Annotated in this window: 1 pseudogene; it reads left to right on the top strand. The window is 71.8% G+C overall.

The window, feature by feature from the left end:
* Nucleotides 1–203: 203 nt before the first annotated feature.
* A pseudogene (locus C503_RS42350) lies at nucleotides 204–12,052 on the top strand (amino acid adenylation domain-containing protein); the annotation flags it as partial.

Raw genomic sequence — 12,052 nt, 5'->3', positions numbered from 1 at the left:
CCTCCTCCGGCATGTCGCCCGGCGTGTCCCCCCTCGATCGGGGTGTTACCCCGAATCCATCCACACCCTCCTTCGCCCCCGACCGAATTTCGCCTTCCCGCGTTACACTGGAGCGGGGACGCCCCCCGGGAGTGGTGGGGGCTGCGCGGGGTCCGATCGGCGCAGGCGCCGATTCTGTTGATCCTGAGGGGAATGGGTTCGATTCCGGTTATGACGGTCCGGCTTATGTGATTTACACGTCGGGTTCGACCGGGCGTCCCAAGGGAGTTGTCGTTCCGCAGTCGGGCATTGTGAACCGGCTGCTGTGGATGCAATCCGAGTACGGCCTGAAGCCGGGGGAGCGCGTCCTGCAGAAGACCCCCGCCAGTTTCGACGTCTCCGTCTGGGAGTTCTTCTGGCCGCTCATCGCGGGCGCCACTCTCGTCTTCGCCCGCCCCGGTGGCCATCGCGACCCGGCCTACCTCGCCGAGACGTTGGCCCGGCACGACATCACCACCGTCCACTTCGTACCTTCCATGCTCCGCGCCTTCGTCGCCGAGCCACGGACCCGGGAGATCCGGTCACTCCGGCGCGTCCTGTGCTCCGGCGAAGCCCTCCCGGCCGACCTGGGCGCCGAGTTCCGTTCCGTCTTGTCCGCCGAGCTGTACAACCTGTACGGCCCCACCGAGGCCTCGGTCGATGTCACCGCGACCCGGGTCCACGACCAGGTCACCATCGGTCGCCCGGTCTGGAACACCCAGACCTACGTCCTGGACCGCCACCTCCGTCCCATCCCGCCCGGCGTCCCCGGCGAGCTGTACCTGGCAGGCGTCCAGCTGGCCCACGGCTACCTCAACCGCCCGACCCTCACTGCCGAGCGTTTCGTGGCCAACCCGTTCGGCGACGGCCGCCTCTATCGCACCGGCGATCTCGCCCGCTGGACCGACGGCGGTGCTCTCGACTATCTGGGACGAGTAGACGACCAGGTCAAGCTGCGCGGGTTCCGGATCGAGCTGGGCGAGGTCGAGGCCGCGATGTCCGCCCTCGACGGCGTCACCCACGCCGTCGCCGCCGTCCGGGACGACCGGCTCATCGGCTACGTCACCCCCGCCGACGCCGCCCACGGCGTGCGGGACCGACTCGCTGTCACCCTCCCGGCGCATCTCGTCCCGTCGGTGGTCGTCGGCCTGGACAGCGTCCCGCTGACCCCGAGCGGCAAGACCGACCGCAAGGCCCTCCCCACCCCGACCGTGCACACCGAGGCCACGGCCCCGCGAGACCGGACCGAGGAGTTCCTCTGCGCCGTCTTCGCCGACCTGCTCACCCTCCCCACAGTCGGCATCGACGACGACTTCTTCACCCTCGGCGGCCACTCCCTCCTCGCGACCCGCCTGGTCAACCGGATCCGCGCCGGACTCGCCGCCGACCTGTCCGTCCGCGACGTCTTCGAGGCACCGACCGCCGCCGGCCTCGCCGCACGCACCCGTCTCGCGGAGACAACGCGTCCCGTCCCGGGAGAGCTGCCCAGGCCTGAGCGACCCCCACTGTCCGCAGCGCAGCAACGGCTGTGGTTCGCATTCCAGATGGAGGGCCCCGCTCCCACCTACAACATCCCGTTCACCGCCCGTCTCACCGGCCCGGTAGACGTGCCTTCTCTCCAGGCCGCCCTCATCGACCTGACCACCCGCCACGAGAGCCTGCGCTCGGTCCTGCGTGACACCCACCAACTGGTCACCGACAGCACCCCCTCTCTCGACGTCCTGCCGGTCACCGAGGACGACCTCACTGCAACACTCACCCGTCTCGCCGAACACCCCTTCGACCTGACCACCGACATCCCCGTTCGCGCGTGGCTCCTCACGCTGCCCGGCGACGCGTCGGTTCTCCTCGTGCTCGTGCACCACGTGGCCGCCGACGAGTGGTCCGAGGCGACGTTGTGGTCCGAACTCGGCACCGCCTACACCGCGCGCCGCGCAGGTGGGACTCCCGTTTTCCCGCCGCTCCCGGTCCAGTACGCGGACTACGCCGTGTGGCAACAGGCATTGCTCCAGCAGGTCACCGACCCGCAACTCGCGTACTGGCACCGCGCCCTCGACGGCCTCCCCGACGAGATCCCCCTGCCGACCGACCGCCCCCGTCCCGCCGCGCCCGACCATCGAGGCGCCCGCGTCCACGCAACGCTGCCCGCCGAGACCCACCGCGCCCTGGCCGACCTCGCGGCCACGCACGGCGCCTCCCTGTTCATGATCGGTCACGCCGCCGTCGCGGCCCTGCTCACCGCGATGGGCGCGGGCACCGACATCCCCCTGGGCGCCCCGGTCGCGGGCCGCACCGACGAGCGCTTCGACGGACTCATCGGCTTCCTTGTCAACACCCTCGTCCTGCGCACTGACACCTCCGGCGACCCGACTTTCACCGAGCTGCTCGCCCGCGTCCGCCGCACCGACCTCGCCGCCTACGCCCACCAGGACGTGCCGTTCGACCGCGTCGTCGACCACCTCGCGCCGAGTCGTCGCCTGGGTCGGAACCCGCTGTTCCAGACGATGCTCGTGCACCGCACCGCCCCCACCTCCTGTCCCGGTCTTCCCGGCCACGACGGCGCGTTCGAGCCGGTGGAGCTGACCACCGCCAAGGTCGACCTGACCATCACCCTCGCCGAACGCGCCGAGGGCGGCCTGGACCTGCACCTGGACTACGCCACCGCCCTGTTCGACACGGACACCGCCACCGACCTGGCCGCCCGCCTGGTCGCCACGCTCACCGCACTCGCCGTCGCCCCGGATTTCCGCTTGTCCGAAGTGGACATCCGAACCCCGCGCGAACGCGCCTGGCCGACCACCGCCGTCCCCGCTCCCCAGGGCGCCGACACGCTCCCGGAACTCCTGGCCGCCCGGATCGCCGCCCGTCCCGACGACATCGCCCTGGTCGCCTCCGGCGAGACCCTCACCTTCGCCGAACTCGGCAGCCGCGTCCGCAAGCTCGCCCACCACCTCCGCACCCTTGGCATCGGCGCCCGCACACACCTCCCGTCCCGTCCCGGCGTGTCCCACCCGGCAGACCTCAACACAGACCGGTCTCGTTCCGTCCCATCCCGTCCCGTTCCGTTGCAGGGCAACAGTGTTGTTCCGAGCGCTCACGCGGAACGAGGTTGTGCCGGTCGGGACGATGTTCCGGGAACGGATGGCACAGGTCCCGTCAACCGCAACACCCAGCCACACGGCATCGACCAGAAGGACAGCACCGGCCCGTCCACCAGGGACCACACCGTCGATTCGGCGAGTATCGGAACAGCGCATCGAGCCGAGGACATCGTCGCGGTAGCCCTGCCGCGCACGGTCGACCTCGTCGTGGCTCTCTTCGCCGTGATCGAGGCAGGCGGCGTCTACCTGCCGCTCGACCCCGACTACCCCCGAGCCCGCCTCGACCACCTCCTCGCCGACGCCCGCCCCGCGCTGCTGATCACCGACCGGCTCGACGCCGACCTCCCCACGGTCCGACCGGACGACCCCCGCATCGCGGAACAACCCGAGACGCGACTGGAACTCCCACACCCGGACCAGGCCGCGTACGTGATCTATACGTCCGGTTCCACCGGACTCCCCAAGGGCGTCACCGTCGCCCACCGGCAGATCACCACCCTGTTCCACACCAACCGCGCCGATGTCTTCGCCCCGGTCGCCAACGACCGCAGGTTGCGCGTCGCCCACGGCTTCTCGTTCGCGTTCGACGCCTCGTGGCAGCAACTGCTCTGGCTGCTCGACGGCCACGAGCTGCACCTGCTCACCCGCGACGAGTACGCCGACCCCGCCGCCTACCGGGCCGCCGTCGCCGAGCGCGGGATCGACTTCGTGGAGGCGACCCCCGGCACGATCGCCCTGCTGGTCGAGCACGGCGTCCTCGACACCGGCCTGTCCGGCCTGGCCATGGGCGGCGAGGCCGTGCCCGCCACGCTGTGGGAGCGGTTGGCCCGTGCGGACGTCCGCGCGTACGACATGTACGGGCCGACCGAGACGACCGTCATGGCCACCATGGCGGAGATCACCGGCGACACCCCGACCATCGGCGGCCCCGTTCGCGGCAGCACCGCGCACGTCCTGGACGAGCGCCTGCGTCCCGTCCCGATCGGTGTCATCGGCGAGCTGTACCTGGGCGGCGCCCAGGTCGCGCGCGGCTACCTCGACCGCCCCGGACTCACCGCCGACCGGTTCGTCGCCAACCCGTTCGGGGACGGCAGGCTCTACCGGACCGGCGACCTCGTCCGCCGCACCCGCACGGGCGAGTTGCGTTTCGCGGGCCGCGCCGACCACCAGGTCAAGGTTCGTGGCTTCCGCGTGGAACTCGGCGAGGTCGAGGCCGCGCTGTCCGCTGTGGACGGTGTGCGCTCGGCCGTGGTCCTGCTCCGCGACCGCAGGCTCGTCGGCTACGTGACCCCGGCGTCGCTCGACCCCGACACCCTGCGTTCCGCGCTGTCCCGGCGGCTCCCGGAACAGGCCGTCCCCGGCGCGATCGTCCCGCTCGACGCGTTCCCGGCGACCGTCAACGGCAAGATCGACCGCGACGCCCTGCCCGACCCGGACTTCGCCGCCCGCACCACGTCCCGGGAACCGAGGACCGCCGCCGAGATCGCCATCACCGAGGTGTTCGCGCGGGTGCTGGGCCTGCCGTCGGTCGGCGTGGACGACGACTTCTTCGCCATCGGCGGTGACAGCATCGTCTCCATCCAGCTGGTCACGGCCGCGCGGGCGGCGGGTTTCGGGATCGGCCCCCGGGACGTCTTCGAGCTGCGCACCGTCGCCGCCCTCGCCGCCCACGCGCCGACCGGGCCCATCGGACTGGTCGGTTCCCCCATCGGCGAACTGCCCTACACACCGGTGATGCGCGACCTGATCACGCGCGGTGGCCCGATCCGGCGGTTCGCCCAGACCACGATCCTGGCCACGCCACCCGACCTGACCGAGGACGTCCTCACCCACGCGGTGCAACGCGTCCTCGACACCCACGGCATGCTGCGCGCCCGGCTCACCGAAACCGGCCTGGTCGTGGAGGAATCCCGCCGCGCCGCCGAGCTGTTGCACGTCGGCCCGTTCGACGTCGAAGAAGCCCTGGACTCCCTCGACCCCTGGTCGGGCGCGATGATCGCGCTGCGCTGGAACGGCGACCGACTGCTGATCGCCGCCCACCACCTGGTCGTGGACGGAGTCTCCTGGCGCGTGTTGGCTGCCGACCTGGCGGCCGCGTGCGAGGGCGACCTGGCCCCGGAGTCGACCCCGTTCCGCTTGTGGGCGCGCGAGTTGACGTCCCGCCCGCGAGCGGACGGCGACCACTGGCGTTCCGTTCTGTCCCACCCGTCCCGGCCGTGGGGGACCGTTCCACTCGATCCCACCCGTGACACGGCGGGATCGACCCGCACCGAACGCGTCGAACTCGACACCACCACGACGACCGCCCTGCTCACCACGCTGCCTCGCCGGTTCCGCGCGGGAGTCCGTGAAGCCATCCTCGCCGGTCTCGCGCTCACGGCAGGGGCCGCCGCCCGGGTGGACGTCGAGGGCCACGGCCGCGCCGAACACGCCGTCCCCGGCGCCGACCTCACCCGCACGATCGGCTGGTTCACCACCGTCCACCCGCTGATCGTCGACGCGGGCGGCCCGGATGGGATCGCCGCCCTCAAGCGGGTGAAGGACACCCTCCGGGCCGTCCCCGACGACGGCATCGGCTACGGCCTGTACCCCGACCCGACCCCCGGCGAGCTTCTCGCCAACTACCTCGGCCGCTTCACCCTCGACGGCCGTCCCTGGACCCCGGCCCCCGACGGCGACGCCCTCGGCACCGGCGTCGACCCGGCCCTTCCCGTCAGCCACGCCATCGCCCTCAACGCGGCCGTCGAGGACCGCCCCGCAGGCCCCGTCCTCGTCGCCGAATGGACCTACGCCCCGGGCGCGTGCGCCTCCGTCGACGTCCCCGTCCTGGCCCGCACCTGGGCCGCGAGCGTCACCGCCCTGGCCGCCCGCGCCGAGGCGTCGGACACGGTGGAGTACACGCCGTCGGACTTCCCACTCGTCCCGCTGCGACAGTCCGATGTGGACTCGCTGGTCGACGTCCACCCGACCCTCACCGACATCTGGCCGCTGTCCCCGCTCCAGACCGGCCTGCTCTACCTGTCCGACACCGGCGGCGACGTCTACACCGTCCAACTGGTCCTGGACCTGGCAGGCGACATCGACCCGGACCGCCTGCGGACGGCCGTCGGCGCCCTCCTCGACCGCCACCCCAACCTCCGCACGGCCTTCCGCCTCACCGACTCGGGCATCCCCGTCCAGATCGTGACCCCACTGGCGGACATCCCGTTCACCGCGATCGATCCGACGGCCACGGCCCATGATCACGCCGAGCCGACCCACTCAGGCCACGATCGACCCACTCAAGATCGACTCACCGACCAAGATCAAACCGTCGGACACAATCCCCCACCCAGCCCAGGGGGGCAGCCCCGCTCCATTCTATCGGCGGTGGGGGGCGCGGGGGAGGGCGCCGGAAAGCCTGTGGATGGTTTCGCGGGTTGTGGACAACTCGACTGGGCTGGGTTCCTGGCCGCCGACCGGGCTCGGGAGTTCGTTCCCGAGCAGGGCGGACTGGTCAGGTTCACGCTGGTCAAGGTCGGGCCCGACCGGCACCGGCTGGTGATCTCCAACCACCACCTCGTGCTCGACGGCTGGTCCGGCCCCCTGTTGGTCCGCGACCTCATTTCGCTATATGCGAATGAAAGCCTCCCTCGGCCGGGTGACTATCGGAACTACCTGGCCGCACTCGCCAACCTCGACCGCGAGCCCTGGACCAAGGCGCTCGCCGGGTTCGAGGAGCCGACGATCATCGCGCCCGGCCACACCGCCGAGGGCACGCCCGACGAGGTCGTCGTCCCGCTCGATGTCGACCTGGACGCCATCGCCCGCGCCCACAAGGTCACCGCCAACACGGTCGTGCAGGCCGCCTGGGGGCTGACGCTCGCCCGTGTGCTCGGCCGGACCGACGTCGTCTTCGGTGCCACCGTCTCCGGCCGGTCGCCCCGTGTCGAGGGCATCGCCGACATGGTGGGCCTGTTCATCAACACGGTTCCGGTACGGGTCCGTCTCGATCCGGCGGAGACCCCGAGTGGTCTGCTCGCCCGCCTGCACGCCGAGCAGGCCGCCCTGCTCGACCACCAGGACGTCGGCCTCGCCGACATCCAGCGGCAGGCCGGGCTCGGCGACCTCTTCGACACCCTCATGGTCTTCGAGAGCTACCCGATCGCCGAACATCCGCACACCGCCGGATTCCGCGTCACCGCGGCGGAAGGCCACGACGCCACCCACTACCCGATCGCCCTGGTCGCCCACTCCACGAGCGACCTACGCCTGCGGCACCACGACCCCGCACTCGCCCACGACCTCGCCACCCGCCTCGCGACCACGCTCGCCGCGCTCGCGGGCACCGGCCGGATCGGCGAGATCGACGTGCTCACCGACGCCGAGCGCCACACCGTCCTCACCGCCTTCAACGATACCGCCGAACCCGAGGTCGCCCGCACCCTCCCGGCCATGCTCGCCGAGCGCATGGCCGCGACCCCGGACGCCGTGGCCGTGGTCGACGGCGACCGCAGGCTCACCTACCGCCAGCTCGACGAACACACCGCCGCCCTCGCCGCCCGCCTGCGCGCGGAGGGCGTCGGTCCGGAAAGGACAGTCGGGATCGCGCTACCGCGCTCGGCCGAGATGGTCGTCGCGCTGGTCGCCGTCCTGCGCGCGGGCGGCGCGTTCGTCCCGGTCGACCCGACCTGGCCCGCCGACCGCCGTGCCCGCGTCGTCGCCGACTCCCGAGCGGTGCTCACACTCGGCCACGGCGGCCTCCGCGTCGACCTCGACGAGTGGGACCACCCGCCCGCCGCCCTGGGGTGGACCGAAGTGGACGGTCTCGGCCTGGCGTACGTGATCTTCACGTCCGGTTCCACCGGCGTGCCCAAGGGTGCGATGATCCGGCACGAGGCCATCTGCGCCCGCCTGCACTGGCAGCTCGGCCTGCTCGGCTTCGGACCCGACGACGCCACCCTGTTCAAGGCCCCGCTCGCCTTCGACATCTCGGTCAACGAGATCTTCCTGCCGCTCGTGGCGGGCGGCCGCGTGGTGATCGCCAAGGCGGGCGGCGAGCGCGACCCGAACTACCTGCTCGACCTCATCGACGGCGAGCGCGTCACCTTCGTCTACCTGCCCTCGTCCATGCTCGACGCGCTGCTCACCGTCGCCACCGAACCCGGCTCGCTCGCGAACCTGCGGCACGTCTGGTGTGGCGGCGAGGTGCTCACCCCCGACCTGTTCGACCGGTTCCGCAGCCGTCTCGACACCACGATGTACCACGGCTACGGCCCGGCCGAGGCGACCATCGGCGTGTCCCATGTCGTGTACCGGGACAGGGCGGAACGGATCGCGACATCCATCGGCAAGCCCAACCCGAACACCACCCTGCACGTCCTCGACCCGCACCTGCGCCCGGTCCCGGTCGGCCGCACCGGCGAGCTGCACGCGGGCGGTTACCTACTCGGCCGCGGTTACGTCAACGCGCCCGGCCTGACCGCGTCCCGGTTCGTTGCAAACCCGTTCGGGACGGGTCGCCTCTACCGCACCGGCGACCTCGCCCGCTGGAACCCCGACGGCTCGCTGGACTTCGTCGGCCGCGCCGACAACCAGGTCAAGATCCGCGGCATGCGGCTGGAACTGGAGGAGGTCGAGTCCGCGCTCTCCGCGCACCCGGCCGTGCGGCGCGCTGTCGTCACGATCCGCAAGTCCCCCTCGCCCTATCTCGCCGGATACATCGTGCCCGAGGGACCTCTGACGGTCGACGAACTCACCGACTGGGCGCGGTCGGCCCTTCCGGACTACATGGTCCCGTCAGCGTTCGTGCTCATGGATGTCCTGCCGACCACCGTCAACGGCAAGGTCGACCGCGCCGCACTGCCCGAACCGGTCCGCGCGACCGCCCGGGGCCGCGCGGCGAGCACACCGGCCGAGATCGCCCTGACCGGTCTGGTCGCGGACGTGCTCGGCCTGGACTCGGTGAGCGTCGAGGACGACTTCTTCGCGCTCGGCGGCGACAGCATCGTCGCGATGCAACTCGTGGCCCGCGCTCGCGCGGCGGGCATCCGCCTCACGACCCGCCAGGTCTTCGAGTCCCGAACCGTTGCGGGACTGGCCGCGGTCGCCGTGTTGGGCGGCACCGCTCGACAGGTCACGGACAACGCGTTCGGCGAGGTTCCGCTGACGCCGGTCATGCGCGAACTGGTCTCCCGGGGCGGCCCGATCACCCGGTTCCACCAGTCCCGCCTGCTGATCACCCCACCCGACCGCACCCTGGAACAGCTGGCCGACGCCGTCACCGCGGTCCTGGACGCCCACCCGGTCCTCCGGGCCCGCTTCACCGGCGACGCCCTGGTCGTCCCGCACGAGCGCGTGCCCGCCGAGGTCGAGCGCGTGTCCGGTCCACAGTGGAATCTCGACGAGGCCACCGAACGGGCCGTCGCCGCGCTGGATCCGGAACTGGGACGGATGGTCCGGGTCGTCTGGTGCGACCGGGGACCGGACGAGCCCGGCCGAGTGCTGATCGTCATCCACCATCTCGTGGTCGACGGCGTGTCCTGGCGGATCCTGGTTCCCGCGCTGGCCGCCGCCGTGCGCGGGGAACGCCTCGACCCGGCGCCATTGTCGTTCCGCGGCTGGTCCCGGAAGTTGCGGGAGACCGACCGCTCGGACGAGTTGCAGATGTGGCGGGACGTCCTGGAACCCGCGCACACCCTCACGTCCCGCCCGCTGGACTCGACCGACACCGTCGCCACCGCGCGCACGCTGACCGTCACCGTCCCGGACGCCGACCGCCTGCTCGGCCCCGTTCCCGCCTTGTTCCACACCGGTCCCACCGAGGTCATGCTGGCCGCGCTCGCGTCGGCCGTGCGGGAGCCGATCGTCGTGGACGTCGAGGGGCACGGCCGCTCGGACGAGGTCACCGACACCGTCGGCTGGTTCACCGAGATCCACCCGGTCCGCCTCGTGCCCGCGAACACCGCTCCCGAGACTCTCAAACAGGTCAAGGAAGCCGTCCCCACGGACGGTGTCGGTTACGGCCTGCTCCGCGACCGCCTCGACGCCCCCGCCCGCGACATCCTGTTCAACTACCTGGGCCGACTCGGCGCGGGCGAGTCCGGGCCGTGGTCGTCGGCGCCCGAGGCCGCCGCGCTCACCGGCGGCGCCGACGACGCCATGCCGGTCGGGCACCCGATCTCGATCAACGTCCTCGCCGACGGCCCTGCCCTCACCGCGCGTTTCGCCTGGGTGGGCGCGGTGTCCGACGACGTCGTACGGGACCTGGCCGACCGCTGGACGGCCGCGCTGGCCGAACTGGCGCGGCTGGAGGTCGGCGGGCACACGCCGTCCGACTGGCCGCTGGCGCGGCTGACACAGCACGAGGTCGACGAGATCGACCGCGCGCACCCGGACGCCGCCGACGTCTGGCCGACCACGCCGTTGCAGGAGGGGCTGTTGTTCCTGTCCCGCTTCGACGAGTCCGATGTGGACGTCTACACGACACAGCAGGTGCTCACCCTGCGCGGAAAAGTGGACGGCAACCGTTTGCGCGTCGCCGCCCAGGCCCTAGCAGACCGGCACGACACGCTGCGCGCCGCGTTCCCCACGCTGTCGACCGGCCGACTGGTCCAGGTCATCGCCCGCGCGGCAACCGTCCCGTGGCGCGAGGTGACCGCCGACGCGGCCGAGTGCGACCGGTTGATCGACGCCGAACGCGCCACCCGGTTCGACCTGGCCATCGCGCCGCTCGTGCGGTTCCTATTGGTCCGGCTGGGCCCCGACACGGCGAAACTGGTCCTCACCAATCACCACGCCATCCTCGACGGCTGGTCGACCCCACTGCTCGCCCGCGAGCTCTTCGCCCATTACGCGGGCGAGACCCCCACCCCGGCCCGCTCCTACCGCGACCACCTGGCCGACCTCGCCCGCCGCGACACCGACAGCGCAGTCACCGCCTGGCAGGCCGCGCTCGCCGGGATCGACGAGCCCACCCTGGTCGCCCCGGACGCGAACCGCACCGGCGTACTGCCCGGCAGGCTCGACCTGGACCTGTCGCCCGAGACCACCGCTCGGCTCACCGCCACCACCCGAGACCTGGGCGTGACCCTCAACGCCGCCGTCCAGGTCGCCTGGGGCCTGGTCCTGGCCCAGCGCACCGGCCGCACCGACGTCGTCCTCGGCGCCACCGTGTCCGGCCGCGACGGCGACCTCGACGACGTCGCCTCGATGATCGGCCTGTTCATCAACACCGTCCCGGTCCGACTCCGGTTCACCCCGACCGAGACCATCGCGGAACTCCTCCTCCGGTTGCGCGCCGAGCAGGCGGCCCTGCTCGACCACCAACACCTCGGACTCGCCGCCATCCAGCGCGCGGCAGGCCTGCCCGAACTGTTCGACACCCTGACCGTCTTCGAGAGCTACCCCGTCGACTCCGACGCCCTCTCCCGCGCCGAAACCGCAGCGGGCCTCCACGTCGAGTCCGCCCAGGGCCGCGACGCCACCCACTACCCGCTGACCCTGCTCGTCCTCCCCGGCACCCCGACCACCCTGACCCTGCGCTACCGCCCGGACATCTTCACCGAACCCGAGGCGACGGCCCTGCTCTCCCGCCTCACCCACGCCCTGGAGACCATCGCCACCGATCCCGGCCACCGGGTGTCCACAGTGGACCTGTTTGCGCCCCCCGAGCGTGACTCCGTCCTGTCCGCCTGGCAAGGCACCCAGGTTCCGATCACCCCCGCGACCATTCCCTCACTCTTCGCCCACCAGGTCTCGGCGAACCCTTCCGGGCAGGCGGTCGTGGTCGATGACGGCCCTTCTTTCACCTACGCCGAACTCGATTCCCATGCCACAACCCTGGCCGCGGAATTGCAAGCCCGTGGCGTCACCCCAGGCTCGATCGTCGGCGTCATGCTCGAACGCTCCGCCGCCCTCATCGTCTCCTTGCTCGCAATCCAACGTGCCGGCGC

The sequence above is a fragment of the Actinokineospora enzanensis DSM 44649 genome (genome assembly GCF_000374445.1).
Taxonomy (GTDB): domain Bacteria; phylum Actinomycetota; class Actinomycetes; order Mycobacteriales; family Pseudonocardiaceae; genus Actinokineospora; species Actinokineospora enzanensis.
This window is presented reverse-complemented; position numbering and strand designations above follow the sequence as displayed.